Genomic DNA, 26,252 nt, shown 5'->3' on the forward strand with positions numbered 1-26,252 from the left:
CTCGGTGGTGGCCGCGATCAGGGTCACCCAGCGGTTCTCCACCGCGGGCAGCAGGGAGTCCTGCTGGGCCTTGCTGAAGCGGTGGATCTCGTCGAGGAAGAGGACGGTGTCCTTGCCGTAGGCGCCGGAGGCGCGGCGCGCCCCGTCGATGACACTGCGTACTTCCTTGACTCCGGCGGTGATCGCCGACAGCTCCACGAACCGCTTGTCGGTGGCCTGGCTGACGACGTAGGCCAGGGTCGTCTTCCCGGTGCCCGGCGGCCCCCACAGCAGCACGGAGGAGGTTCCGGCCGGGCCGCCGCCGCCCTCCCCCACCAGGCGGCGCAGCGGAGATCCGGGGCGCAGCAGATGCTGCTGCCCCACGACCTCGTCCAGGGTGCGCGGACGCATCCGGACGGCGAGGGGGCTGGCCGACGGGTCCTTCGCCTGGCGGTCCTCTGCTGCTGCGGTGAATAGGTCGGGCTCCACGACGGAAACCCTAAGTCAGCGCACCGACAGTCGCGGCATCCCGTTCGCCGGGCCGCACGGACCCGGCCTCAGCCGGTCCAGAAGTCCCACCAGCGGGTCAGCACCAGAATGCCGATCACCCCGATGTGCAGCACCGGCACCACCCACGGGAACTCGTCCGCGAAGCCGCGCACCGCCGCGGGAGCCGGCAGGAAACCGCTGCGGACGTTGTGCGCGGTCACGTACCAGAACATGATGATCGTCGCGACCCACGCCAGGCAGCACCACAGGCACAGGTTCCCGATGGTGTACAGCGACTCGTACTGGAGCCAGGTCACGAAGCCGACGCCGAACAGACAGCCCGCGTTGAAGGTCAGCCAGTACCAGCGGGGGAAGGCGGCGCGGGTGAGCAGGGTGACCCCGACGCAGATGACGATGCCGTAGGCCACCAGCCCGATCATGGGGTTGGGCGCGCCGAAGGCCGAAGCCTGGTCGCTCTGCATGATGTTGCCGCAGGCGACGACCGGGTTGATGCTGCAGGCCGGCTTGAAGTCCTTGTCCTCCAGGAGCTCGAACTTGTCGAGCGTGATCACCCAGGCCGCGAGCAGCCCCGCGGCTGCGGTGACGATGAGCATCCAGGAGAAGGCCCTGCTCGCACCGACGGCACCCCCCTTCGGTGTGTTCGCGCCCGTGTGCGCCTCGTCGAGGGGTGCCGTCGTCGTCATAGCCGTTCTCGTCCCGTCATCTGGTCATGGCCGGTTGGGGCACATTCTGCCTCAACCGGCCCGCCGGTCACCGCAGCTCGGCTCGCACTTCGGCCACCACCCGGTCCAGCGGGAGGGCCTGCTGCTCGCCGCTGGCGAGGTCCTTGAGCTGGGCAACGCCCTCGGCGAGGTCGCGGTCCCCGAGCAGCAGCGCGAACCGCGCACCGGAGCGGTCGGCCGATTTCATGGCGTTCTTCATGCCCTTGCCGCCGTAGGCCAGGTCCGCCGCGACGCCTTCCCGGCGCAGCTCGGTGACCAGCCGGAAGAGCGCACGGCGCGCCTCGTCGCCCAGCGGTACGGCGAACAGCTCGGTGGCCGGTGCCAGTTCGAGCTCGACCCCCTCGGCCTCCAGCGCCAGGACCGTGCGGTCCACTCCCAGGGCCCAGCCGACGGAGGGCAGCGCGGGGCCGCCGATCATCTCGGAGAGGCCGTCGTACCGGCCGCCGCCGCCGATGGCGGACTGCGCGCCGAGGCCGTCGTGGACGAACTCGAAAGTGGTACGCGTGTAGTAGTCGAGTCCGCGCACCAGCCGGGGATCGTCCTCGAAGGGCACGCCCGCCTCGGTGAGCAGCGCACGCACCTCCTCGTGGAACGCCTTGCACTCCGCGCACAGGTGGTCGCGCATCATCGGCGCACCGGCCAGTTGCCGCTGCACGCTCTCCCGCTTGTCGTCCAGCACCCGCAGCGGATTGATGTCGATCCGGGCGCGGGTGTCCTCGTCCAGGTCGAGGCCGCGCAGGAAGTCCTGGAGCGCGGCGCGGTAGACGGGGCGGCAGGTGCGGTCGCCGAGCGAGTTGAGCAGCAGCCGGAAGCCGGTCAGCCCCAGCGAGCGGTACGCGTCGCAGGCGAGGACGATCAACTCGGCGTCGAGCGTGGGGTCCTCGGTGCCCACCGCTTCTGCCCCCACCTGCGAGAAGTGGCGGTAGCGCCCCTTCTGCGGGCGCTCGTAGCGGTAGTAGGAGCCCGAATACCACAGCTTCACCGGGAGGTTGCCCGCCCGGTGGAGGTTGGCCTCCAGCGCGGCGCGCAGCACCGAGGCGGTGCCCTCGGGGCGCAGCGCCAGCTCGTCGCCGCCCTTGGTGGTGAGGGTGTACATCTCCTTGGTCACGATGTCGGTGGACTCGCCGACACCGCGTGCGAACAGTTCGACGCTCTCGAACCCGGGTGTCTCCACATATCCGTAGCCGGACCTGCGCAGCGGTGCGGCGATGGCCTCGCGCACGGCGAGGTAGGTCGCGGAGCCGGGCGGCAGAAGATCGTAGGTGCCCTTGGGGGCCTTGAAGGTGCTCATGTGGCTTCTCGTCACATTCCTCGTCGCGGGGCGGCCGCGGCGTCGCTGCCGCCGCCTCCCGGGCCGTGCTCCGCCACCTGTCGCAGAAAGGGGTTGGTGGCGCGCTCGCGGCCGATGGTCGTCTGGTGCATGTGCCCGGGCAGGACCACGGTCTCGTCCTCCAGCGGAAGGCACACGCGGGCCAGGGAGCGGAGGATCTCGTCCGGGTCGCCGCCGGGCAGATCGGTGCGTCCGATGGAGCCGGGGAACAGCAGGTCGCCCGAGAAGAGCACCGGCGGGACATCCGCCTGCTCGGGCATCCGGAAGGTCACCGACCCCTTGGTATGGCCGGGCGCGTGGGCGACGCTCAGCTCCAGCCCCGCCAGGTCCAGGACCGCGCCGTCGGAGAGTTCCGCCACGTCGTCCGGCTCGCCGACGGTCAGCTCGCCCATCAGGGGCTGCCCGATCGTCATGCCCAGCGCCTTCTCCGGGTCGCTCATCATGTAGCGGTCGTCCGGGTGGATCCAGGCGGGTACGCCGTGCGCGCCGCAGACCGGGACGACGGACGCCACATGGTCGAGGTGGCCGTGCGTGAGGATCACCGCGACCGGCTTGAGCCGGTGCTTGGCGACGGCCTCCTCGACGCCCTGCGCGGCCTGATGGCCCGGATCGATGATCACGCACTCCTCGCCGGCGGCGGGGGCGACCAGATAGCAGTTGGTCCCCCAGGCCCCGGCGGGGAACCCGGCAACGAGCACGATCGTCCTTCATTCGTCCGACAGCGGGAGCGGCGACGCGGCCGGGCAGGCCGTTCGCCGGTCAGGAGCTGCCAGCCTACCGGCGCGGGTGCGCGCGGAGCCAACCAGCAGCGGGCGGCGCGTACCCGTGAGGGTGGCGTATACGGTACGTGAGGTCCCGCAGGTGCGACGCCTCGAAGACGCCCTCGCCAGACGCCTCGAAGGAGACGAGACCGTGGTCAGCAGTGAGCAGCGCAGAAAGCAGCTCGCCCGTGAGAAGTACGCGCGGCAGCTCAAGCGGCGGGAGGCGGCCCGCCGCAAGGCCCGTATACGCAACATGTCGATCGCCCTCGGCCTGGTGATCGTGCTGGCCGCGGGCGGGGCCTACGCCGCCTCGGGCGGGCTGAACGGCGACAAGAAGAAGGACGAGTCCGACAGCGCCGCCGACAAGCCCTCCGCGCCGCCCACCAGCAAGGCGCCGGACCCCTGCGACAAGCCGGCCAAGGGCAAGCCGACCGGCAAGCAGTGGAAGAAGGAGCCGGCCATGAAGGTGGACAAGTCGGCGTCCTACACCATGCAGCTGAGCACCACCTGCGGCGAGATCGACATCACGATGGACGCCGGCGAGGCCCCGCACACGGTCAACTCCTTCGACTTCCTGGCGGGCGAGAAGTTCTTCGACCACACTGCCTGCCACCGGATGACCGGCCCGCCCCAGCAGCTCTCCGTGCTGCAGTGCGGCGACCCGACCGGCACCGGCAGCGGCGATCCCGGCTACGAGCTGCCCGACGAGAACCTCAAGGGCGCGACATACCCCGCGGGTACCGTCGCGATGGCCAACAGCGGCCCGGACACCGGCGGCAGCCAGTTCTTCCTCGTCTACGAGGACAGCGAGCTGCCGCCCAAGTACACACCGTTCGGCAAGGTCACCGACTCCGGCATGAAGGTGCTGAAGAAGATCGCCAAGGCCGGGCTGACCCCGATGCGGGTCCAGGGCGACGGGCGGCCCAACGCCACCGTGGTGATCGACGAGGCCACGGTCCGCAAGTCCTGACGCTCCCCGGCCCCCGGCCGGGTTGAGCGCCCGCGGCCGGTCGCCGCCCGCGCGGTACGTTCCCGACCGGCAATTCGCCGCTCGCCGGATGCGGACAGCGCGGGCGCCGGTCGCCTATGTTGGCTGTGACGAGAACCGTGAACGATGCCGGGGGGCCACAGTCCCGCCGGGCATCTTGTGGAGGAGGCGCTGTGAGCAGCGACCCGTGGGGCCGCGTCGACGACGCGGGGACTGTGTACGTGCGTACGGCGGAGGGCGAGAAGGTCGTCGGGTCCTGGCAGGCGGGTTCGCCGGACGAGGCCCTCGCCTACTTCGAGCGCAAGTACGACGGTCTGGTCGTGGAGATCGACCTGCTTGAGCGCCGGGTGAGGACCACGGATCTGGCGGCCAAGGACGCCGAAGCCGCGATCGCGCATCTGCGCGAACAGGTGGACGCGCACCACGCCGTCGGCGACCTGGACGCGCTGCGCACCAGGCTCGACCAGCTCACCGAGGGTGTCGAGAAGCGCCGTGAGGAGCGCAAGGCCCGCAAGGTGCAGCAGGCCGAGGAGGCGCGCCGGGCCAAGGAGGAGCTGGTCGCCGAGGCGGAGGAGCTGGCCGGGAGCGAGCAGTGGCGGGCCGCCGGCGAGCGGCTGCGGGCGCTGGTCGACACCTGGAAGGGCCTGCCGCGGCTGGACCGCAAGAGCGACGACGAGCTGTGGCACCGCTTCTCGCACGCGCGCTCGGCGTTCTCCAAGCGCCGCAAGGCGCACTTCGCGCAGTTGGACGCGCAGCGCGAGGAGGCACGGCAGCGCAAGGAGAAGCTGGTCACGGAGGCCGAGGCGCTCTCCGGCTCGCGGGACTGGGGTCCCACCGCGGCCAAGTACCGCGAGCTGATGCAGGAGTGGAAGGCCGCCGGGCGGGCGCAGCGGGAGCACGAGGACGATCTGTGGGCCCGGTTCCGCGGCGCCCAGGACATCTTCTTCCAGGCCCGCGGCGAGGTCTTCGCCGAGCGCGACAGCGAGCAGCGGGAGAACCTCGCGCGCAAGGAGGAGCTGGCCGCCGAGGCGGAGAAGCTGCTGCCGATCACCGACCTGAAGGCCGCGCGGAGCGCCTTCCGCACGCTCAACGAGCGCTGGGACGCCATCGGGCACGTGCCGCGGGACGCGCGGCCGAAGGTCGAGGGGCGGATGCACGCGGTCGAGCGGGCCGTCCAGGAGGCCGAGGAAGCCGAGTGGCGGCGCAGCAACCCCGAGGCGCGGGCCCGTGCCGAGGGGCTGACCGGCCAGCTCCAGGACGCGGTGGACAAACTGCGCGACCAGATCGACAAGGCCCGGGCCGCGGGGAACACCGCGAAGGTGGCCAAGCTGGAGCGCGAGCTGGAGGGCCGCCAGGCCCTCCTGGACCAGGCGCAGAAGGGCCTGCAGGAGTTCGGCGGCTGAGGCTCTCCTGTGGGGCGGCGGGGCCGCGGGGCACCGGCCCCGCGGCCCCGCGGAACACTGCCGCGGAGCGGTGAGCGCCCCGGTCCGCCTGTGCGGGGGCGCTCCCCGGTCCGACTGTGCCGGGCCCGGTCCCCCTGTGCGCGCCGGAGAGCGTCCGGCGCGGCCCGGGACCGCCCGACGGGCGCACCCCCGACCGCTGCGGGAGCCTCCGGATTACTGCGGGCGCCTGGCCGAGGTGACGCGGTAGACGTCGTAGACGCCCTCGACGCCGCGGACGGCCTTCAACACATGGCCGAGGTGCTTGGGGTCGCCCATCTCGAAGGTGAAGCGGGAGATCGCGACCCGGTCGCGGGAGGTCTGCACCGCGGCCGAGAGGATGTTGACGTGCTGGTCGGACAGCACCCGGGTGACGTCCGAGAGCAGGCGGGAGCGGTCCAGCGCCTCGACCTGGATGGCGACCAGGAAGACCGAGGACTGGGTGGGCGCCCACTCGACCTCCAGGATCCGCTCGGGCTCCCGGGTGAGGGAGTCGACGTTGACACAGTCGGCGCGGTGCACCGAGACGCCGTTGCCGCGGGTGACGAACCCGATGATCGGATCGCCGGGCACGGGTGTGCAGCAGCGGGCCAGCTTGACCCACACGTCGGAGCCGGCGCCCTTGACGACGACGCCCGGGTCGGCGTTGGAGCGGCGCCGGGTGCTGCGCGCGGGCATCGGCGGCGCGGTCTCGGCGATGTCCTCCTTGGCCTCGTCCTCGCCGCCGAGCGCCTGCACCAGCTTGTGGCAGACGTGCTGCGCGGAGACGTGGCCCTCGCCGATGGCGGCGTAGAGCGCCGAGATGTCGGGGTAGCGCATCTCGTGCGCGAGAGTGACCAGCGAGTCGCCGGTGAGGATGCGCTGGATGGGCAGGTTCTGCTTGCGCATGGCCCGCGCTATGGCGTCCTTGCCCTGCTCGATCGCCTCGTCGCGCCGCTCACGGGTGAACCAGGCGCGGATCTTGTTGCGGGCGCGGGGTGACTTGACGAAGCCGAGCCAGTCCCGCGAGGGCCCGGCACCGGACGCCTTGGAGGTGAAGACCTCGACGGTGTCGCCGTTGTCCAGGGTGGACTCCAGCGGCACCAGGCGGCCGTTGACGCGGGCGCCGATCGTCCGGTGGCCGACCTCGGTGTGGACGGCGTAGGCGAAGTCGACGGGGGTGGCGCTCGCCGGGAGCGCTATCACGTCGCCCTTGGGCGTGAAGACGAAGACCTCGTTGCGGGACAGGTCGAACCGCAGGGACTCCAGGAACTCGCCGGGGTCCTCGGTCTCCTTCTGCCAGTCGAGAAGCTGCCGCAGCCACGACATGTCGTTGACCGTCTCGTCCGCGGCACCGCCCTTGCCCGCGCCCTTGGGCGCGTCGGTGCGGACCTTGGAGGCGCCGGCGACCGCCTGCTGCTTGTACTTCCAGTGCGCGGCGATGCCGTACTCGGCGCGGCGGTGCATGTCGAAGGTGCGGATCTGCAGTTCGACGGGCTTGCCGCCGGGCCCTATGACCGTCGTGTGCAGCGACTGGTACATGTTGAACTTGGGCATCGCGATGTAGTCCTTGAACCGCCCCGGAACCGGGTTCCACCGGGCGTGGATGGTCCCCAGCGCGGCGTAGCAGTCGCGGACGGTGTCCACCAGGACGCGGATGCCCACCAGGTCGTAGATCTCCGCGAAGTCCCGGCCGCGGACGATCATCTTCTGGTAGACGCTGTAGTAGTGCTTCGGCCGCCCGGTGACGGTGGCCTTGATGCGCGCCGCCCGCAGGTCGGCCTGGACCTCGTCGGTGACGACGGCCAGGTACTCGTCCCGCTTGGGCGCACGCTCGGCGACCAGCCGGACGATCTCGTCGTACATCTTGGGGTAGAGGATCGCGAACGCGAGGTCCTCCAGCTCCCACTTGATGGTGTTCATGCCCAGCCGGTGGGCGAGCGGGGCGAAGATCTCCAGCGTCTCGCGGGCCTTCTGCTCCTGCTTGGAGCGCTTGAGATAGCGCATCGTGCGCATGTTGTGGAGCCGGTCGGCGAGCTTGATGACCAGGACGCGGGGGTCCTTGGCCATCGCGACGACCATCTTGCGCACCGTCTCGGCCTGGGCGGCCTCGCCGAACTTGACCTTGTCCAGCTTGGTGACGCCGTCGACCAGGAGCGCCACCTGGTCGCCGAAGTCCCGGCGCAGGGTGTCGAGCCCGTACTCGGTGTCCTCGACCGTGTCGTGCAGCAGTCCGGCCATCAGCGTCGCCGGGTCCATGCCCAGCTCGGCGAGGATCGTGGTGACGGCCAGCGGATGGGTGATGTACGGGTCGCCGCTCTTGCGCTTCTGGCCGCGGTGCCAGCGCTCGGCGACCTGGTAGGCGCGCTCGATCTGGCGCAGCGTGGAGGACTCGATCTTGGGGTCGTTGCTGCGCACGATCCGCAGCAGCGGCTCCAGCACCGGGTTGAACGGACTCGACCGCTGGACGCCCAGACGCGCCAGACGGGCGCGTACGCGGTTGGAGGAGCCGGAGCGGCCCGACACTCCGGAGACCGCACGCGCGGGCGCCACACGGTCGCGAGCGCCGTTCTCGGCGCCCTTGGTGCGCTCCCCGCTCTTGCCGCCGCGCGCCGGAGCGGCGGGGGCGCCGGACCGCTGCCCGGCGTGGTCCTGCGCACCGGAGCGGCCGCCGGTCCCGCTCTTCGAGGGCAGCCCGCCGTCGGCCGCGGCGCCGGACCGCTGCCGGGCCGCCTCGCCGGCGGCCTCCGCTTCCTGGCGCTGAGCGGCGGTGAGCTGCTGGGCCTCGTCTGGCAAGAGCACTCCTCGGTGGACCGCAGGTCGGACTGCCATGGTAGCCACCCCGGCCGGACCGGGCGCTCCCGGACGGCGAAGCGGTGGACGCGCGGCCGGGGCGGACCGCGCGGCCGGGCCCGCGAGGACGGCACAGGCGGCCACCCTCCCCGGCTCGGCCCGGGCACTCCCGGGGAACCGTATCGGGTGACCGCCTGGCGCCCGCAGGGGCCGGAGGCCGGTCGGGGACCGGGATTCAGACGCTGACGAGGACCTCGAGCGGCGCACCGGCCAGGGCGCGCTCCAGCCGCTCCCGCCCGGCGAGGAAGCCGAGCTCCAGCAGTATGGCCACGCCCGCGACCTCGGCACCGGTGCGCCGGATCAGCTCGACGGACGCCTCGGCGGTGCCGCCGGTGGCCAGGACGTCGTCGATCACCAGCACCCGGTCGCCCTCGGCGAGCCCCGAGGCGTGCACCTCGATCTGGGCGCTGCCGTACTCCAGGTCGTACGCCTGGGAGAGGGTGGCGCCGGGGAGCTTGCCGGACTTGCGCACGGGGACGAAGCCGATGCCGGCGCGGACGGCAGCCGGGGCGCCGAGGATGAACCCGCGCGCCTCCAGGCCGACGATCTTCGTCGCCCGGTGCCGCTCGGCGAGCCCGGCGAACGCGTCCGTGAGGACGGCGAACGCCCGCGCGTCGGCGAGCAGCGGGGTGATGTCCTTGAACATCACCCCGGGCTTGGGGTAGTCGGGCACATCGTGGATCCGGCTGGTCAGCAGCTCCCGCACCTCGGCGGGGACCGGCAGGGACGGCGAGGTCGGCGAAGCCGGCGAGGAATCCGTGGCACTCATCGGCTCACCTGCGCTTTCCGGAGGGCCTGCCGCGCCCTCGGCCGCGGGCGGGCGGCTGGCGGCGCTGGCCCCCGACTCCCGCACCGGCCGCCGCGGGACCGCCGCCGCGGCCGTTGTCCACGGAGACCGGCGGGCGGACGCCGCCCCCGCCTCCGCCGTCGCCCGGCTCGTCGCCGGGGTCCTCGCCCTGCTCGTCGTCCGGCTCGTTCGCCTCGCGCTCGGCGGCCTTGAGCCGCTTGTTCCGCACGCGCTTGGCGAGGGCCTTCATCTCGGGCTGGCGCTCCTTGAAGTCGGCCACCAGCGGGGTCGCGATGAAGATCGAGGAGTAGGCACCGGCGGCCAGACCGACGAACAGCGAGAGCGCGATGTCGTTGAGCATGCCGCCGCCGAGCATGCCGCCGCCGATGAACAGCAGTCCGGCCACCGGCAGCAGTGCGACGACGGTGGTGTTGATGGAACGCACCAGGGTGCCGTTGATGCTGCGGTTGGCGATCTCGCTGTAGGTGTACTTGGTCTGCTTGGTGACGCTCTTGCTGCTCTCCCGCAGGCCGTCGAAGACCACGACCGTGTCGTAGAGCGAGTAGCCGAGAATCGTCAGCAGACCGATCACCGTGCCCGGGGTGACCTCGAACCCGACGAGCGAGTAGACGCCGACGGTGATCGTGATGTCGTGGATCAGGGCGATGAGCGCGGCGAGCGCCATCCGCCACTCGAAGGCGATGGCGAGGTAGATCACCACCAGGATCATGAAGATCCCGAGCCCCTGCCACGCCTTGTTGGCGATCTGCTCGCCCCAGCTGGGACCGACCAGCTGGGCGTCGATCTTCTCCGGGTTCACCTTCAGCTCGTCGGCCAGCTCCTCCTTGACCTGGGTGGAGGTCTTGGTGTCGACGCTGGCGATCTGCACGCGCTTACCGCCGTCGCCCAGTTCCTGGACGATGGCCGTGTGCCCGGAGACCCGCTCGGCGGCCTCCGTGGTCTGCTGCACGGAGGCCGAGGTCTTGGGCGTGGTGAAGACGGCACCGCCCTCGAACTCGATCCCCATGTTCAGGCCGCGGACGACGAGCCCGACGATGGCCGTGATGGTGATCAGGATCGAGAGGCCGTACCAGAGCTTGCGGTGCCCGATGAAGTCGTAACCGACCTCACCGCGGTACAACCGGGCGCCGAGAGTGCCGAGACGGGACACCTCAGACCTCCTTCGGGTCGGTGCTGACGGTGCGACGGCCGCGCCGCAGCGGGGGCCGGGCTCCGAGCCGCTTGGGGTCGAGTCCGGACCAGGGGTGCCCGTCGGCGAAGAACGGCTTGCGGGCGAGCAGCGTCATGATCGGCTTGGTGAAGAAGAAGACCACGACGACGTCGAGCGCGGTAGTCAGACCGAGGGTGAAGGCGAAACCCTGCACCTTGCCGACCGAGACGATGAACAGGACCGCCGCGGCCAGGAACGAGACGAAGTCGGAGACCAGGATGGTGCGCCGGGCGCGCGGCCAGGCACGCTCGACCGCCGGCCGCAGCGTGCGGCCCTCCCGTACCTCGTCCCGGATGCGTTCGAAGTAGACGATGAACGAGTCGGCCGTGATGCCGATGGCGACGATGGCGCCGCAGACCGCGGGGAGGTTGAGCGCGAAACTCATCGCCGGCCCCAGCAGCGTCATGATCGAGTACGTCATGGCCGCCGAGACGAGCAGGCTGAGGATGGCGATCAGCGAGAGGCCGCGGTAGTAGGCGACGAGGTAGACGATCACCAGCGCGAGCCCGATGGCGCCCGCGATGAGTCCCGCCTTGAGCTGGTCGCTGCCGAGTGCCGCGGTCACCGTGGTGACGTCCGACTCCTCGAAGGAGAGCGGCAGCGCGCCGTAGGAGAGGATGTTGCCCAGTTCCTCGGCGGACTCCTGGGTGAAGCTGCCGGAGATCTCCGCGTTGTTGGTCAGCCGCTGGTTCACGGTCGGTGCCGACTGGACCTGGCCGTCGAGCGCGATGGCGAACTGGTTCTGCGGCTGCGGCTTCTTCATCAGCTCGCCGGTGATCTCACCGAACTGGTCGGAGCCCTTGTCGTTGAACGACATCTGGACGATCCACTGGCCGCGCTGCTGGTCGAAGACGGCCTTGGCCTTGCTGACGTTCTTGCCCTGCACGGCGACCGGCCCGAGCGCGTACTTGATCGGGTCCTTGGCGTCGCAGGCGACGATCGGCTCGGAGCCCTTGGTGCTCGCGGCCTTCTCGCTGGCCTTGGCGCGGGCCTCCTTGGTGGTGCAGTCGAGCGCGTTCAGCTGCTTGGCCAGCGCGGCCGGGACGCCGGGCTGCTGGGGCTGCTGGGGCGGCGCCGTGGGCTGCGGGCTCTTCTTGCCGCCGGACTCGCTCGCCGAGGGGGTGGGGCTCTTGTCCGTCGTGGCGGTCTTGGCGGTCAGCCCCTCGGTCACGGCCCGGCCCTGGCCGGAGGAGTCCGAGGAGGGGTTGGCCTGGTCGCCCTGGCTGCCCTGCTCCTTCTCGTCCTTCTGGTCTTTCTGGTCCTTCTGGTCCTGGCTCTTGTCCTGCTTGCCGGAGCCGGAGGGCGAGGGGGACGAGGAGGGCTGGGGCTGCTGGGACTTGCCGACCTGGGCCAGCGTCAGCACCGGGCGGAACGCGAGCTGCGCCGTGGTGCCCACCTGCTCGCGCGCCTGCTTGGAATTGGTGCCCTTGGGGATGTTGACGATGATGTGCCGGTCGCCCTGGGTCTGGACCTCGGCCTCCGTCACACCGAGACCGTTGACGCGCCGCTCGATGATGCCGACGGCGGTGTTCATGTTGGTCTTGTTGATCGCGTTGGGCTTGCCCGGCTGATTCTTCGCCTCAAGGGTGATGCTGGTGCCACCCGCCAGGTCGATGCCCAGCCGGGGCGTCTTGTGGCCCGAGGCGAACATCCCCGCGACCAGCCCGGCCGTGATCACCAGAATCAGCCCTAGGGAGCGCCATGGCCTCCCCTTGGCGCCGGAGGCCCTGCGACCCCTTTTCGGTGCTGCCACCTTCTCGTCTCTCCCTGTCCAACCGCCCGTGCCGCCCCCGCGAGTTCGGCCGGGCGCGGCACAGCGGCGCGCGAAGTGGTCTGTGGACGTGCTACGCCGCCGGACCCGGTCCTCTCCCCCAGCCCGGCGGCGCTGACCTTACTTGGAGTCGGCGTCCTCGTCCCGCTTGGCGTCCTCGGCCTCGGCGGTGTCGGCCTTCGCCGCGTCCGCGCCCTTCGGCTCGTCGGACGCGTCGGCGGACTCCTCGCCCTCCTGCTTCCCGGCCTCCCCGGCGGCGTCGCCGTCGGCGTCCTTCTTCCGCAGGTCGGGCTTCGCGTCGGAGGAGGCGTCGTCCTCGTCCCGGGTCAGCGAGGAGGCGTCGTCCGGGACGACCGTGTCGACGTCGAACTCCTCGCCCTCGGGACCGTTCGTGATGCGGTCGAACTCCTCGTCGGAGAGCACGGCGCCGATGGCGTTCTTGGCGAAGAGCGCGTGCGTACCGGGCTCGATCTCCACGAGGACGCTGTCCTCGCGGATCTCCTTGACGACGGCGTACATGCCCCCGATGGTGCGGATGCCCGTGCCAGGCTGCATCTGGTCACGCATCTCAGCGGCCTGACGCTGCTTCTTCTTGGCGGAGCGAGTCATCAGGAACATGGCCCCGATGATCACAATGAACGGGAGCAGAGCAATAGGATCCACGGCGGAAGATATTCCTTCGCATGGCCGCGTCTCAGCGGCCTGGGTATTCGGGGTGGGCAAGCCTCCGCAAAGGGAGGGCGTCGGCGGAGTCTAAGCGAGCCTTCGCCGATGGAACAACGTCAAGCATGGCACCGAGGTTCCCCGCCCGACGAGTCTCCGCGCCGTCACGCTCCGAACAGGCCCTGTTGTCCAGGCCCTCCGGAAACCGGCCCCGAGGACTGCTGGGGCGGGGTGAGACCCAGGTGAGCCCATGCGGCCGGAGTGGCCACGCGGCCACGCGGAGTGCGGGCCAGCAGTCCCTCGCGCACGAGGAACGGCTCGGCCACTTCCTCCACTGTCTCACGCTCCTCGCCGACCGCGACGGCAAGCGTGGAGAGGCCGACGGGACCGCCGCCGAACAGCTTCAGCAGCGAGCCGAGCACGGCGCGGTCGAGCCGGTCGAGACCCCGCCCGTCCACCTCGTAGACCTCCAGCGCGGCACCGGCCACCTCACGGGTGATGACGCCGTCCGCCTTGACCTGTGCGTAGTCCCGCACTCTGCGCAGCAACCGGTTGGCGATCCGTGGCGTGCCCCGGGAGCGCCCGGCGATCTCGACCGCACCCTCCGGATCCGTGCGCACCTCCAGCAGCTCGGCGGAGCGGCGTACGACCTGCTCCAGCTCGGCCGGCTCGTAGAACTCCATGTGCGCCGTGAAGCCGAAGCGGTCCCGCAGCGGCGGCGGCAGCAGCCCGGCCCGGGTGGTGGCGCCGACCAGCGTGAAGGGCGGCAGCTCCAGCGGGATGGCCGTCGCACCGGGCCCCTTGCCGACGATCACGTCGACCCGGAAGTCCTCCATGGCCATGTAGAGCATCTCCTCGGCCGGACGGGACATCCGGTGGATCTCGTCCAGGAAGAGCACCTCGCCCTCCTGGAGGGAGGAGAGGATCGCCGCGAGATCGCCCGCGTGCTGGATGGCCGGGCCGGAGGTGATGCGGATGGGGGCGCCCATCTCCGCCGCAATGATCATCGACAGCGTGGTCTTGCCGAGACCGGGCGCCCCGGACAGCAGGACGTGGTCGGCGGTACCCCCGCGGGCGCGCGCGGCGCGCAGCACCAGATCGAGCTGCTCGCGCACCTTCGGCTGCCCGATGAACTCGCCCAACTGCTTGGGGCGCAGCGCGGCTTCGACCGCCTGCTCGTCCCCGTCGACCTCGGCGTCGACGAGCCGTTCGTCGGAGCTCATCGCGTCACCGTGCCCGGTTCAGGGACTGCAGGGCGGCCTTCAGCAGCACACCGACCTGAGGCTCGGCCCCTTCCGCGGCAACCGCCTCGGCCTGCGGTGCGACAGCCGTGACCGCTTCCTCCGCCTCCTTGGCGGCGTACCCCAGCCCGACCAGCGCCGCGTGCAACTGCTCCTGCCAGCCCGCGGCTGCCCCGGCCGCGGCACGCGAGGCGGGCACCGCGCCCAGCGGCGCTCCGAGCCGGTCCTTCAGCTCCAGCAGCAACTTCTGCGCACCCTTCTTCCCGATCCCGGGCACGGCGGTCAGCGCCTTCTCGTCCCCGCCGGAGACGGCCAGCCGCAGCGCGTCGGGACTGTGCACCGCGAGCATCGCCTGGGCGAGCCGGGGCCCCACCCCGCTGGCGGTCTGCAGCAGTTCGAAGGTCTGGCGCTCGTCCTCGTCGGCGAACCCGTAGAGGGTCAGCGAGTCCTCCCGCACGACGAGCGAGGTCGCGAGCCTGGCCTGCTCGCCGGTGCGCAGCCCGGCGAGGGTGCCGGGGGTGCACTGGACCGCCATGCCGACCCCGCCGACCTCGAGCACGGCGGAGTCGGGGCCGAGCGCGGCGACGGATCCCGAGACGGAGGCGATCATCGGACTGTGCCTTTCGTGCGGTGCTGCGGACTGCCGGACTGCGGACGCCGGGCGCGCGCGGAGGGGGCCGGCTGCCGGGCGGCGAGGGCCTGCTGCAGCCGGTTCTGCGCGGGGCCCCGCCAGATGTGGCAGACCGCGAGGGCCAGGGCGTCCGCGGCGTCGGCGGGCTTCGGCGGGGCGGACAGCCCCAGCAGACGCGTCACCATCGCGCCGACCTGGGCCTTGTCGGCCCGCCCCGAACCGGTGACCGCGGCCTTGACCTCACTGGGCGTGTGCAGCGCCACGGGCAGCCCGCGCCGGGCCGCGCACAGCATGGCGACGGCGCTGGCCTGCGCGGTGCCCATGACCGTGCGGACGTTGTGCTGGCTGAACACCCGCTCCACGGCGACCGCTTCGGGGCGGTGCTCCTCCAGCCACTCCTCCAGCCCGCGCTCGATCAGCACCAGCCGGTCGGGGATCTCCGCCTCGGCGGGCGTGCGGACCACGCCGACGCCCGCCATGGTCAGCCGCCGCCCGGCGACCCCGTCGACCACGCCCACACCGCAGCGGGTCAGCCCGGGGTCGACCCCCAGCACACGCAATGCCCTCCCCCTCTCCGTACGCCCTGCGCAATCGTCCTTGTGTTCCCGCAGGTTATCGGGAAGCACCGACAGAACGCAGAACCGACGGCCCGGCGGAGGTGTCTCCGCCGGGCCGTCGGGAGCCGTCGCCGACGAACAGGGCGCGCCACGCGCGCGGGCGGGCCGCCACCGGGTCGCGTCCGCACCACCGCTCGGGCGGCTGTGTCGTGCCGCCGCCTGCACGGCAGCACCGTGTCGCGCTTACGCGGCTGTGTCGTGCCGCCGCCTGCACGGCAGCACCGTGTCGCCGCTTACGCGGCAGCGCCGTGTCGCCGCTTACGCGGCAGCGCCGTGTCGCCGCTTACGCGTCGACCTTCGCCATCACATCGTCCGGCACGTCGAAGTTGGCGAAGACGTTCTGCACATCGTCGCTGTCGTCCAGTGCGTCGATCAGCTTGAAGATCTTGCGCGCGCCGTCCTCGTCCAGCTCGACCTGCATGCTGGGGACGAAGCTGGCCTCGGCGGAGTCGTAGTCCATCCCGGCCTCGACGAGCGCGGTGCGCACCGCGACCAGGTCGGTGGCCTCGCTGATCACCTCGAAGTTCTCACCGAGGTCGTTGACTTCCTCGACACCGGCTTCCAGGACGGCGGCGAGGACGTCGTCCTCGGAGCTGTCGCCCTTCGGGACGATGACGACGCCCTTGCGGTTGAACAGGTAGGAGACCGAACCCGGGTCGGCCATGGAGCCGCCGTTGCGGGTCATGGCGACCCGGACGTCGGACGCCGCGCGGTTGCGGTTGTCGGTCAGGCACTCGATCAGCACGGCGACACCGTTGGGGCCGTAGCCCTCGTACATGATCGTCTCGTACTCGGCGCCGCCCGCCTCCAGGCCCGCGCCGCGCTTGACCGCGCTGTCGATGTTCTTGTTGGGAACCGACTGCTTCTTCGCCTTCTGGATGGCGTCGTAGAGGGTCGGATTGCCCTCCACGTCAGCCCCGCCCATCCGGGCCGCGACCTCGATGTTCTTGATCAGCTTCGCGAAGAGCTTGCCGCGCTTGGCATCGATCACGGCCTTCTTGTGCTTGGTGGTAGCCCACTTAGAGTGGCCGGACACAGCCTCGCTCCTTCACAGTCCCAACTACTTCTCGACGCGGAGATCCTACCGCCAGCCACTCAGTGTGCCGACCGCACCATCTCCGTGAACAGCGCGTGCACCCGCTGGTCGCCGGTGAGCTCCGGGTGGAAGGCGGTGGCCAGCAGATGGCGCTGCCGGACGGCCACCGGGTGGCCGTCGTAAGAGGCCAGCGTCTCAGCCGCCGCCCCCGTCGACTCCACCCAGGGGGCCCGGATGAAGACGCCCTCCACCGGGCCGCCGGGCACGGCCGGCATGTCGACCGCCGCCTCGAAGGACTCGTTCTGGCGCCCGAAAGCGTTACGCCGGACGATCATGTCGATGCCGCCGACGGTCTCCTGCCCGGAGCGGGGGTCGAGAATCTTGTCGGCGAGCATGATCATGCCGGCGCAGGAGCCGTAGGCGGGCATCCCCCGGGACACCCGCTCGCGCAGCGGCTCCATGAGGCCGAACGTGACCGCGAGCTTGCTGATCGTGGTCGACTCGCCGCCCGGGATGACCAGGCCGTCGACGGCGGCGAGTTCCTCGGGGCGCCGTACCTGCACAGGGTCGGCCCCCGACGCCCGGAGGGCTGCCAGATGCTCGCGGACGTCGCCCTGCAGGGCGAGCACGCCGATGGTCGGCGCTGTCACGGTCACGGTGCGGTCCTTCTTCGTCGCTGGACTGTTCCACCGGGCGGAGCCCGGTCCTCGGGCGGCCGGCCGGGCGCCGCGCCGGTGGGCACTGCGGCCGCCCGGCGCGGCGCCGACCGCGTCACCAGCCGCGGCTGGCGTAGCGCTCCGTCTCCGGCAGGGTGTCGCAGTTGATGCCGACCATGGCCTCGCCCAGGCCCCGGGAGGCATCGGCGACGATCTTGGGGTCGTCGTAGAACGTGGTGGCCTTCACGATGGCCGCGGCGCGCTTGGCCGGGTCGCCGGACTTGAAGATGCCGGAGCCGACGAAGACGCCCTCAGCGCCGAGCTGCCGCATCAGCGCTGCGTCGGCCGGGGTGGCGACACCGCCCGCCGAGAAGAGCACGACCGGCAGCTTGCCCGCCACCGAGACCTCCTTGACCAGCTCGAACGGCGCACGCAGCTCCTTGGCGGCCGCATAGAGCTCGTTGTCGTCCAGCACGGTCAGCTTGCCGATCTCGTTCTTGATCTGCCGCATGTGCCGGACGGCCTCGACGACGTTGCCGGTGCCCGCCTCGCCCTTGGAGCGGATCATGGCCGCGCCCTCGGCGATCCGGCGCAGGGCCTCGCCCAGGTTGGTGGCGCCGCAGACGAACGGCGTGGTGAAGGCGAACTTGTCGCTGTGGTTGACCTCGTCGGCCGGGGTCAGGACCTCCGACTCGTCGATGTAGTCGACCCCCAACGCCTGCAGGACCTGCGCCTCGACGAGGTGGCCGATGCGGGACTTGGCCATCACCGGGATCGAGACGGCTTCGATGATGCCCTCGATCATGTCCGGGTCGGACATCCGGGCCACGCCGCCGTCCTTGCGGATGTCGGCGGGTACGCGCTCCAGGGCCATCACGGCGACGGCGCCGGAGTCCTCGGCGATCTTCGCCTGCTCCGGCGTGACGACGTCCATGATCACGCCGCCCTTGAGCTGCTCGGCCATGCCCCGCTTGACGCGGGCGGTGCCGGTCTCGGGACGCTGTGCCGCGGCGGAGGCCCCGGCGGACTCAGTGGCGGTGGACGGAGTTGACACGTTCGACCTCGCTGAAGGGGTGATGTTCGAGGGACCGCTCAGGTCCGAGAAACCACCCTCTCGAACAGGGCGGCCTGCGAAAAGGGCCAATCGCGGGGCTGTGGCCTGTACGGCCCCGCGCAGTCCGGCCACGGACCGCGACGCGCTCGGGGCGGCTGCGCGTGCCGGGGCGGGCACGGGCCGGTCACTCCGCGGAAGGCCCCCGGCCCGGGTCGGCAGGCAGCCGCGGAGGCTCGTCGTCCATCTCGAACGCCAGCGGGAAGGGCGCGTGCCCGGCCAGCCGGAACCAGCGGACCGTACGGTGCCGCCGCAGCGCACGGGCCGCACGTACCGCGTCGTTGTGGAACCGCCGCGCCATCGGCACCCTCCGTACCGCCGCGCTCAGGTCGGCGGCGGTCTCCCGGCCGCCGGGAGCCGCGCGGACGGCCTCGAACTGGGCACTCTCGGCGAAGACGGCGCGCAGCGCCTGGCTCAGCTCGCTCTCCGCGACCTCGCGCTGGTCCTGGTCGGCCTGCCGGGCACCGTGCGCGGCCTGGTGCAGCACCATGGAGGCCGCCGGGTCCAGGACGCCCGCGGTGGCGAGTTCCTGGGCGATGGAGGCCCGGCGCAGCAAGGCGGCGTCCAGCGCCGCCCTGGCCGCGTCGATCCGCGCGTGCAGCCGGTCCAGCCGTCCCGCGGTCCAGCTCAGGTAGACGCCCACGAGCAGCAGCGCGACGACGATCCAGATGACGGTGGTCAGGGTGGGCATATCGGTCCCTGGGCTCAGTCCCGTGCGAGGCCGAACCGGGCCCGCAGCCCGGTGCGCTCGTCGGGGGCGACGGAGGCGGCACCGTCCGTGACCGTCTCGTAGACGGCGAGGATGTCGGCGCCGACGGTGGACCAGTCGAACCGCCGCACGTGCCGCGAGCCGCGCTCGCGCAGGCCGGTGCGGCGTGCGGGGTCGGCCAGCAGGCGTACGGCGGAGTCGGCCAGCGCGTCGGCCCGGCCGACGGGGAACAGCTCTCCGGCCGCTCCCCCGTCGAGCACCTGCTCGAAGGCGTCCAGGTCGGCGGCGAGCACGGGGGCGCCGGCCGACATGGCCTCGACCAGGATGATCCCGAAGGACTCGCCCCCGGTGTTGGGTGCCACGTAGAGGTCCACGCTGCGCAGCAGCCGCGCCTTGTCCTCGTCGCTGACCATGCCGAGGAACTCCACGTTCCCGCGCATGGCGGCCGGGAGCTGCGCCACCGCCTCCTGCTCGTCCCCCCGGCCGGCGACCAGCAGCCGGGTGCCGGGGGCCGCTTCCAGGATGGCCGGCAGCGCCTTCATCAGCACCGGCAGGCCCTTGCGCGGCTCGTCGATCCGGCCGATGAACCCGATCGTGCGGGCGTCGGGGCCGCCCTGCCACGCGGGCTCGGGCTCGGCGCCGGAGAAGAAGCCGACGTCCACCCCGTTGGGGATGGTGACCGCGTCGCCGCCCAGGTGTTCGACCAGGGTGCGGCGCGCGTACTCGCTCACCGCGATCCTGGCGCTGATCTTCTCCAGCGCCGGCTGGAGGATGGGGTACGCCGCGATCATCGCCCGGGAGCGGGGGTTGGAGGTGTGGAAGGTGGCGACGATGGGGCCCTGCGCCGCCCAGCACGCCAGCAGGGAGAGCGAGGGCGTGGCCGGTTCGTGGATGTGCAGCACGTCGAAGCGGCCCTCGTGCAGCCAGCGGCGGACCCGGGCCGCCGACAGGAAGCCGAAGTTCAGCCGCGCCACCGAGCCGTTGTAGGGCACGGGCACCGCACGCCCGGCCGAGACGACGTAGGAGGGCAGCGGCGTCTCGTCGTCCGAGGGCGCCAGTACCGACACCTCGTGCCCCAGCCGGATCAGATGCTCGGCCAGGTCGCGGACGTGGAACTGGACACCGCCGGGCACGTCCCACGAATAGGGGCAGACGACTCCGATTCTCATCCGCGCCCCCGCTCCGCGGCCGGTTCCAGGTCGGCGAGCCAGAAGCGCTGGAGCATGTGCCAGTCCTGCGGATGCGCGGCGATCCCCGCGGCGAAGGTGTCGGCCAGGGTCTGCGTCATGGCCGCGACCCGCTCCCGGCGTCCCTCGATCGGCGGTACCGGGACCGGCTCGTGGACCCTGGCCCGCATCCTGGGCGGCGCCTCGTACCAGAGCGTCACCGGCATCAGCAGCGCACCGGTCTGCTGGGCGAGCAGCGCGGGACCCGCGGGCATCCGGGTGGGCTCGCCGAAGAAGTCGACCTCGATCCCGGCGGCGGACAGGTCGCGGTCCGCGACCAGGCAGACGAAGCCGCCCGCGCGCAGTCTGCGGGCCAGCGTGCCGAAAGCGGAGGCGCCGCCGTGCGCCAGCACCTCCATCCCCAGGCTCTCGCGGTAGGCGACGAACCGGTCGTAGAGGGTCGCGGGCTCGAGCCGCTCGGCGACGGTGGTGAAGGGGGTGCGGGTCGCGGTCACGGCCCAGGCGCCGGCCAGGTCCCAGTTGCCCATGTGCGGCAGCGCGAGCACGACCCCGCGTCCGGCGGCGAGCCCGTCGTGGAGCAGGTGCGCGTCCTGGACGTCGACACTGTCCAGGATGTGCCGCTCGCTGTAGGCGGGCAGCCGGAAGGATTCCATCCAGTAGCGCAGGTACGAGCGCATCCCGGCGCGGGAGAGCTGCCGCAGTTCGGCCGGGGAGGCGTCCGGGACCACCCGGGCGAGGTTGGCCTCCAGCCGGGTCACGCCCTTGCCGCGGCGCCGCCACGCCGTGTCGGCCAGGCTGCGGCCGAGTCCGGCGGCGGCCGGCTCGGGCAGCTTCCGGACGCCCGCCCAGCCCAGTCCGTAGAGCGCGTCGGTCAGCCGGCCCCGCAGCGCGCTCAAGCGGTCCTCCCGGGTTCCTCCGCCTCGTCCTGCGCGGCGTCCTGCACAGCGCCCTCCGCGGCGCTCCCGGCGGCGGCCTTCCGCTCCTCGGCCTCGGCGACCTCCGCGGCCTCCCGGCGCACCGTGACCACCCGCTGGCCGAGCGTGACGGCACTGCCGACGGCGACCACCCACAGCGCGATCGGCAGCAGCACACCGATGTAGGGCACACCGAAGGTGGCCTCGAAGCCGGACAGGCCCGCGAGCACCAGCGTGATCACCAGCCGCTCGGCGCGTTCCACCAGGCCGTTCACGTCCACCGGCAGCCCGATGCTCTCGCCGCGCGCCTTGGTGTAGGAGACGACCTGCCCGCTGGCCAGGCAGAACAGCGTCACGGCACACAGCACCAGGTCGTCGCCGCGGCCCGCGTACCACAGTGCGATCCCCCCGAAGACGGCCGCGTCCGCCACCCGGTCGAGCGTGGAGTCGAGGAACGCGCCCCAGCGGCTGGAGCGGCCGAGCTGCCGCGCCATGTTGCCGTCCACCATGTCCGAGAACACGAACAGCGTGATGACGACGGTGCCCCAGAAGAACTCGCCCTGCGGGTAGAAGACCAGGGCTCCCGCCATCACTCCCAGCGTGCCGACCAGGGTGACGGCGTCGGGGCTCACACCCCGGCGCAGCAGCATCGCGGCAAACGGGGTGAGAACACGCGTGAAGAACGCACGCGCGTACTTGTTCAGCATGACCGTCCCTGGTACGTCGAGGGTGAGCCGGATGACGGTGTGGCCACCGGGTGGCCCATCGTAGTCACGCGGCGGCGGCGCCCGGCGCACACGGTCGGGTAGTGCCGTGTCCCACGTATGGACGCCCGCAGGCGGCGGTGCAAAGCTCGAGGGACCGCGGTCCTTGGCGACCGCTCGGTCCCCCCAGAGCGTGCTCCAGCAGGTGACGACCGGAAGGCGGGACACATGGCCGAGAAAGCGCACGCGCACCCCGGAGCCGCCGGCAGGGCGACGGCGGCCGACCACCCCGGCTCGATTCGGAACGTGGTGCTGGTCGGCCACAGCGGAGCAGGCAAGACGACGCTGGTGGAAGCCCTCGCGCTGGCCTCGGGCGCGATCGACCGGGCCGGAAGGGTGGAGGAGGGCACCTCGCTCTCCGACCACGACGAGATCGAGCAGCGGCGGCAGCGTTCCGTGCAGCTCTCGCTGGTGCCGCTGCGCTGGGACGGCATCCGGGTCAATCTCCTGGACACTCCGGGGTACGCGGATTTCGTCGGGGAGCTGCGGGCCGGGCTGCGCGCCGCGGACGCCGCCCTCTTCGTGGTCTCGGCCGCCGACGGGGTGGACGCGGCCACCCGGCTGGTGTGGCAGGAGTGCGCGGCAGTCGGCATGCCCCGGGCCATCGTCGTGACCCACCTGGACGCCGCCCGCGCCGACTTCGACGAGATGACCGCGAGCTGCCGGCGGGAGCTGGGCGGCGACGACCCGGACACCGTCGTCCCCCTCTACCTGCCCGCGCCGGGCGCCCGGCGCTCCGACGGCACGGCCCCGGTCACCGGTCTGATCGGCCTGCTCACCGGACGGCTGTTCGACTACACGGACGGGAAGCGCACCGAGCGTGACCCGGACGAGGGACATCTGCCGCTCGTCGCCGAGGCCAGGAACCGGCTGATCGAGGGGATCATCGCGCAGAGCGAGGACGAGTCCCTGATGGACCGCTACCTGGCCGGCGAGGACTGCGACACCAAGACGCTCGTCGAGGACCTGGAGAAGGCCGTGGCCCGGGGGACGTTCCACCCCGTGCTGGCCGCCGCCCCCGCCTCCGGGAGTGCGCGGCAGGGGCTGGGCACCGTGGAACTGCTGGAGCTGATCACCGGCGGCTTCCCCACGCCCGAGGAGCACGGGATCCCCGCCGTCACCGCAGCCGACGGCACGCCGCTCCCGCCACTCGGCTGCGATCCGGAGGGTCCGCTGGCCGCCGAGGTCGTCAAGACCTCCTCCGACCCCTACGTGGGCCGGATCTCCCTGGTGCGCGTCTTCTCCGGCACCCTGCGTCCGGACGACACCGTGCACGTCGCCGGGCACGGTGCCACAGCGCCGGATCAGGAGGGCCGCCCGCCGCACGAGGAGGACGAGCGCATCGGCGCACTGTCCGCGCCGTTCGGCAAGCAGCAGCGCACGCTGGACGCGGCCATCGCGGGCGACCTCGCCTGCGTGGCCAAGCTCAGCCGCGCCGAGACCGGCGACACCCTCTCCGCCCGGGACCGCCCGCTGCTGATGGCTCCCTGGCAGATGCCCGACCCGCTGCTGCCCGTCGCCGTCCAGGCCCACAGCAAGGCGGACGAGGACAAGCTCTCCCAGGGGCTGGCCCGGCTGGTGGCCGAGGATCCGACCATGCGCCTGGAACAGAGTCCGGACACCCATCAGCTCGTGCTGTGGTGCATGGGCGAGGCGCACCGGGATGTCGCGCTGGAGCGGCTGCGGTCCCGCTTCGGGGTGCGGGTGGACACCGTCGAGCACCGGGTGGCGCTGCGCGAGACGTTCGCCTCGGCCGCCCGGGGGCGCGGGCGGCATGTCAAACAGTCCGGCGGACACGGCCAGTACGCCATCTGCGACATCACCGTCGAGCCGCTGCCCGCGGGTTCCGGCATCGAGTTCGTCGACAAGGTGGTGGGAGGTGCGGTACCGCGCCAGTTCATCCCATCGGTGGAGAAGGGCGTCCGCACGCAGGCGGCCAAGGGGGTGGCGGCCGGCTGTCCGCTGGTGGACGTGCGGATCACCCTCGTCGACGGCAAGGCGCATTCCGTCGACTCCTCGGACGCGGCCTTCCAGACGGCGGGCGCGCTCGCGCTGCGCGAGTGCGCGGCCGGGGGGAGCATCGCGCTGCTGGAGCCGGTGGCGGAGGTGGAGGTCGTGGTCCCCGACGACTACGTGGGCGCTGTGATGAGCGACCTCTCCTCCCGGCGCGGCCGGGTGCTCGGTACCGAACAGGCGGGTGCGGGCAGCACGGTGGTGCGCGCCTCGGTTCCCGAGATCGAGATCGGCAGGTACGCGGTCGACCTGCGGTCGATGTCGCACGGCACGGGCCGGTTCTCGCGTGCGTACGCACGGCACGAGCCGATGCCGCAGCAGCATGCGGCACGCGTCCTGGATGCGGAGGGCGGCGCCGCCGGACGGTGAAACGCGGAGGCGGAGCCGACAGGACACAGCGGGGCGGAGCCGACAGGACGCAGCGAGGCGGAGCCGACAGGACGCAGCGGGGCGTCGCCGACCGGACGCGGAGGCGCCGCCGGTGGCCGGAGCCGGGGAACCACTCGTGCGGGCGGTCGCTGCCGAGGCCCTCCCTGAGGCAAGATGTGTGCGGACCGCGGCAGTTGGGAAGCCGTCTGGCGTGGTCGGCGGCATCTCACCGGACCTGCGCCGGGTCGGCACCGGGTGCCGTGAGCCTGATCCGAGCGGAGTGGGGGCCCAGTGGCCGGATTCGACGATCTCAGCAGCCAGCCCGACGTGGCAGCGGAGTTCACCCCGGGTGCCCAGGTGCCCATCTCCGGGTCGGGCGGGCAGACGGCGGCCTCCCAGGCACTGGCCTCGGCGGCCTACCGCGACGACGAGGTCGAGAAGCTCGTCGCGGCCAACCCCGACGCCGGTTTCAAGAAGCCGCGGCTCTCCCTGTTCGAGCCCAACCTCGGCGAGGCGTTCTCGCGCGCTGTGCAGACCCGGCTGCTCGGCGGCGCCCGCGCCCCGCTCATCCAGTCCTTCGGTATCGAACCGCAGACCATCGTGGAGCACTGCCTGGCCGCCACCCGGGTGCGCAAGCAGCGCGATGTGCGGCTGACCGGTGTGATGGTCCTCTTCGGGCTGCTGTTCCTGCCCGGGGTGCTGCTGTGGCTGCTGGCCTTCCAGTTGCGCCGCATGATCGCCGGTTCCAAGGACAAGCGCGCCGGGGCTGTCGGCATGGTGGTGCTGGTCGCCGTCGGGGCGCTGGCCGTGCTCTTCGCGATCAAGCTCCCGGTCAGCGGCTTCTGGGGGATCTATCTGCGGGCGATGCTGATCGCGCCGGTGGTCGGCGGGATGTGGGCCAAGCAGATCTGCGAGCGGTACGCCAAGGATCTGCGCGCCCGCTGGCAGAGCCTGCTGGGCGGCACCGGCGTCGGCGCCAAGATCCCCGAAGCGGTGCCCCAGGACCCGGGTGACGCGGGCGCCGAGCGCATCCGGCTGGGCCTGGCCAAGGTCGCCGCCGAGCAGGCCAGCAACCTGATCTACTACGCGGGCCCCAAGGGGATACTGGGCATGGGGACCCGGTGGGGCAGTTGGCAGCTCGCCGAGGAGCTGACGCCCGCGCGGGAGGGCGAGGAGATCAACCCGTTCCGGAGCTGGGACGTGATCCGCGCCATCCACGACCAGCTCCGCCTCCTGGAGCGCGGCCCGCTGCACACCGGCGGCTTCCCCACCCCCTCGATACGGCACTGGGTGGTCTCCCCCATCGCCGAGGGCGCCAAGGCGGTCAAGCGCCCCGAGGGCCAGGAGGTGGAGGGGTACCGCATCAAGGACTTCGAGATACAGCGGATCTGCAACGAGCAGCAGTTCGGCGCCGGCAACCGGCACTATCTGGGCGTCCAGTTCGTGCTGTGGGACGGCCAGTTGGTGATCACGCTGCTGATCAGCGTCACCGTGCTGCACCACACCCTGCGCATCGAGGTCACCGGCCACGCCCTGGGTCCCGTCGACGGGCTGTTCACCAGCGGTCCGCAGGCCAAGACCAAGGAGGTCGCCAAGAGCGTCAAGTTCTGGGAGACCCGAACGGTCAACCTGCCCCTGGTGGAGACCAAGGAGGTGGTGCGGCTCGCCGCGCGGGCCCCGCTGACCTGGTTCCCGCCCGTGCTGGACTTCCTCGGCGGCAAGCTCTCGCTGCCCGAACCGTTCGGCCTGCGGCACGCCTGGGCGAAGAAACCGTGGCGGCACCGCTTCATGGCCGACGACGCGATGCGCGCCGCGACGCCGGTCCTGCGGGTCGTGCACGCGGCCGCCATCAGCGTACTGGAGGAGAACGGCTGCAACGTCGAGCGGTTCGGCTCCCGTTCGCTCAACCTCAGCGCCGCCGTGCAGGACGCCAAGCCGTTCAAGGCCGACGTCTACGACGCCTGAGGCGGACGGGCGGCAACGGCGTTCAC

At 71.8% G+C, this 26,252-nt stretch carries 23 protein-coding genes; 4 read left to right on the top strand and 19 right to left on the bottom strand.

The features are described from left to right. From BMX65_RS12475 to BMX65_RS12490, 4 genes are all read right to left on the bottom strand, one after another. The coding region (locus tag BMX65_RS12475; RefSeq protein ID WP_143081842.1) for an AAA family ATPase at positions 1 to 468 on the bottom strand (468 nt) is incomplete at its 3' end. A gap of 68 nt (positions 469 to 536) precedes the next feature. After that, complete coding sequence (locus BMX65_RS12480; protein ID WP_075000324.1) at positions 537 to 1,172, bottom strand: vitamin K epoxide reductase family protein; 636 nt, start codon at positions 1,170 to 1,172, stop codon at positions 537 to 539. A gap of 67 nt (positions 1,173 to 1,239) precedes the next feature. Beyond that, complete coding sequence (gene hisS / locus BMX65_RS12485) at positions 1,240 to 2,502, bottom strand: histidine--tRNA ligase (protein WP_075000325.1); 1,263 nt, start codon at positions 2,500 to 2,502, stop codon at positions 1,240 to 1,242. An 11-nt stretch (positions 2,503 to 2,513) separates the two neighbouring features. After that, positions 2,514 to 3,239, bottom strand: a complete 726-nt coding sequence (locus BMX65_RS12490) for an MBL fold metallo-hydrolase (protein WP_075000326.1) — start codon at positions 3,237 to 3,239, stop codon at positions 2,514 to 2,516. Between the two features lie 214 nt (positions 3,240 to 3,453). On the opposite strand from BMX65_RS12490, the gene BMX65_RS12495 reads away from it, so the two are divergent. Both BMX65_RS12495 and BMX65_RS12500 read left to right on the top strand, forming a co-directional pair. Then, a complete protein-coding gene (locus BMX65_RS12495) occupies positions 3,454 to 4,272 on the top strand; it encodes a peptidylprolyl isomerase (RefSeq protein ID WP_075000327.1) in 819 nt (272 codons plus the stop codon). A gap of 191 nt (positions 4,273 to 4,463) precedes the next feature. Then, the gene (locus BMX65_RS12500; RefSeq protein WP_075000328.1) at positions 4,464 to 5,693 is read left to right on the top strand and encodes a DUF349 domain-containing protein; all 1,230 of its coding nucleotides are present in this window, start codon (positions 4,464 to 4,466) and stop codon (positions 5,691 to 5,693) included. A gap of 213 nt (positions 5,694 to 5,906) precedes the next feature. Here BMX65_RS12500 and BMX65_RS12505 read toward each other — a convergent pair whose 3' ends face one another. From BMX65_RS12505 to pgsA, 15 genes are all read right to left on the bottom strand, one after another. After that, complete coding sequence (locus BMX65_RS12505; protein WP_398764121.1) at positions 5,907 to 8,402, bottom strand: RelA/SpoT family protein; 2,496 nt, start codon at positions 8,400 to 8,402, stop codon at positions 5,907 to 5,909. 334 nt (positions 8,403 to 8,736) lie between these two features. After that, positions 8,737 to 9,330, bottom strand: coding sequence for an adenine phosphoribosyltransferase (locus BMX65_RS12510; protein WP_075000330.1), 594 nt, complete (start codon positions 9,328 to 9,330; stop codon positions 8,737 to 8,739). Positions 9,331 to 9,334: 4 nt separating this feature from the next. Further along, positions 9,335 to 10,519, bottom strand: coding sequence for a protein translocase subunit SecF (secF, locus tag BMX65_RS12515; protein WP_075000331.1), 1,185 nt, complete (start codon positions 10,517 to 10,519; stop codon positions 9,335 to 9,337). A gap of 1 nt (position 10,520) precedes the next feature. After that, positions 10,521 to 12,332, bottom strand: coding sequence for a protein translocase subunit SecD (gene secD / locus BMX65_RS12520; protein ID WP_075000332.1), 1,812 nt, complete (start codon positions 12,330 to 12,332; stop codon positions 10,521 to 10,523). A gap of 138 nt (positions 12,333 to 12,470) precedes the next feature. After that, positions 12,471 to 13,013, bottom strand: a complete 543-nt coding sequence (yajC, locus tag BMX65_RS12525) for a preprotein translocase subunit YajC (RefSeq protein ID WP_026005157.1) — start codon at positions 13,011 to 13,013, stop codon at positions 12,471 to 12,473. A gap of 164 nt (positions 13,014 to 13,177) precedes the next feature. Next, entirely contained in the window at positions 13,178 to 14,236 is a 1,059-nt protein-coding gene (ruvB, locus tag BMX65_RS12530; protein WP_075000333.1) for a Holliday junction branch migration DNA helicase RuvB, read from the bottom strand. Between the two features lie 4 nt (positions 14,237 to 14,240). Next, positions 14,241 to 14,864 carry a Holliday junction branch migration protein RuvA gene (gene ruvA / locus BMX65_RS12535; protein ID WP_075000334.1) on the bottom strand — a complete coding sequence of 208 codons (624 nt, stop codon included), beginning with the start codon at positions 14,862 to 14,864 and terminating at the stop codon, positions 14,241 to 14,243. Next, positions 14,861 to 15,445 carry a crossover junction endodeoxyribonuclease RuvC gene (gene ruvC / locus BMX65_RS12540; RefSeq protein ID WP_075000335.1) on the bottom strand — a complete coding sequence of 195 codons (585 nt, stop codon included), beginning with the start codon at positions 15,443 to 15,445 and terminating at the stop codon, positions 14,861 to 14,863. The genes ruvA and ruvC overlap by 4 nt, the downstream gene beginning before the upstream one ends. A 340-nt stretch (positions 15,446 to 15,785) precedes the next feature. Further along, on the bottom strand, positions 15,786 to 16,538 hold the full coding sequence (locus tag BMX65_RS12545) for a YebC/PmpR family DNA-binding transcriptional regulator (protein ID WP_075000336.1): 753 nt from the start codon (positions 16,536 to 16,538) through the stop codon (positions 15,786 to 15,788). Positions 16,539 to 16,597: 59 nt separating this feature from the next. Continuing rightward, positions 16,598 to 17,188, bottom strand: coding sequence for a pyridoxal 5'-phosphate synthase glutaminase subunit PdxT (pdxT, locus tag BMX65_RS12550; protein WP_075000624.1), 591 nt, complete (start codon positions 17,186 to 17,188; stop codon positions 16,598 to 16,600). A 121-nt stretch (positions 17,189 to 17,309) separates the two neighbouring features. Beyond that, positions 17,310 to 18,248: a pyridoxal 5'-phosphate synthase lyase subunit PdxS gene (gene pdxS, locus BMX65_RS12555; protein ID WP_075000337.1), complete on the bottom strand. Its 939-nt coding sequence runs from the start codon at positions 18,246 to 18,248 to the stop codon at positions 17,310 to 17,312. A 184-nt stretch (positions 18,249 to 18,432) separates the two neighbouring features. Next, positions 18,433 to 18,996 carry a hypothetical protein gene (locus BMX65_RS12560; protein WP_177214254.1) on the bottom strand — a complete coding sequence of 188 codons (564 nt, stop codon included), beginning with the start codon at positions 18,994 to 18,996 and terminating at the stop codon, positions 18,433 to 18,435. Positions 18,997 to 19,010: 14 nt separating this feature from the next. Next, positions 19,011 to 20,183 carry a glycosyltransferase family 4 protein gene (locus BMX65_RS12565; protein WP_075000338.1) on the bottom strand — a complete coding sequence of 391 codons (1,173 nt, stop codon included), beginning with the start codon at positions 20,181 to 20,183 and terminating at the stop codon, positions 19,011 to 19,013. Continuing rightward, the gene (locus tag BMX65_RS12570) at positions 20,180 to 21,097 is read right to left on the bottom strand and encodes a phosphatidylinositol mannoside acyltransferase (protein ID WP_075000339.1); all 918 of its coding nucleotides are present in this window, start codon (positions 21,095 to 21,097) and stop codon (positions 20,180 to 20,182) included. Before BMX65_RS12570 ends, BMX65_RS12565 begins: the two co-directional genes overlap by 4 nt. Then, positions 21,094 to 21,822: a phosphatidylinositol phosphate synthase gene (gene pgsA / locus BMX65_RS12575; RefSeq protein ID WP_075000340.1), complete on the bottom strand. Its 729-nt coding sequence runs from the start codon at positions 21,820 to 21,822 to the stop codon at positions 21,094 to 21,096. Before pgsA ends, BMX65_RS12570 begins: the two co-directional genes overlap by 4 nt. Before the next feature lie 225 nt (positions 21,823 to 22,047). Here pgsA and BMX65_RS12580 point away from each other — a divergent pair, with 225 nt between their 5' ends. Together BMX65_RS12580 and BMX65_RS12585 are read left to right on the top strand one after the other, a co-directional pair. Then, positions 22,048 to 24,261 (top strand): elongation factor G-like protein EF-G2, encoded by a 2,214-nt coding sequence (locus BMX65_RS12580; RefSeq protein ID WP_075000341.1) that lies wholly within the window; start codon positions 22,048 to 22,050, stop codon positions 24,259 to 24,261. 291 nt (positions 24,262 to 24,552) lie between these two features. Continuing rightward, positions 24,553 to 26,226 (top strand): hypothetical protein, encoded by a 1,674-nt coding sequence (locus BMX65_RS12585; protein WP_075000342.1) that lies wholly within the window; start codon positions 24,553 to 24,555, stop codon positions 26,224 to 26,226. Positions 26,227 to 26,252: the final 26 nt, after the last annotated feature.

The organism is Streptomyces qinglanensis (assembly GCF_900111245.1).
GTDB lineage: Bacteria > Actinomycetota > Actinomycetes > Streptomycetales > Streptomycetaceae > Streptomyces > Streptomyces qinglanensis.

Coding starts and splice junctions, on each gene's coding strand:
- BMX65_RS12480 (WP_075000324.1), bottom strand. CDS start 1,172: ATGACGACGACGGCACCCCTCGACGAGGCGCACACGGGCGCGAACACA.
- hisS (WP_075000325.1), bottom strand. CDS start 2,502: ATGAGCACCTTCAAGGCCCCCAAGGGCACCTACGATCTTCTGCCGCCC.
- BMX65_RS12510 (WP_075000330.1), bottom strand. CDS start 9,330: ATGAGTGCCACGGATTCCTCGCCGGCTTCGCCGACCTCGCCGTCCCTG.
- ruvB (WP_075000333.1), bottom strand. CDS start 14,236: ATGAGCTCCGACGAACGGCTCGTCGACGCCGAGGTCGACGGGGACGAG.
- ruvA (WP_075000334.1), bottom strand. CDS start 14,864: ATGATCGCCTCCGTCTCGGGATCCGTCGCCGCGCTCGGCCCCGACTCC.
- BMX65_RS12560 (WP_177214254.1), bottom strand. CDS start 18,996: ATGCCCACCCTGACCACCGTCATCTGGATCGTCGTCGCGCTGCTGCTC.
- BMX65_RS12565 (WP_075000338.1), bottom strand. CDS start 20,183: ATGAGAATCGGAGTCGTCTGCCCCTATTCGTGGGACGTGCCCGGCGGT.
- pgsA (WP_075000340.1), bottom strand. CDS start 21,822: ATGCTGAACAAGTACGCGCGTGCGTTCTTCACGCGTGTTCTCACCCCG.
- BMX65_RS12580 (WP_075000341.1), top strand. CDS start 22,048: ATGGCCGAGAAAGCGCACGCGCACCCCGGAGCCGCCGGCAGGGCGACG.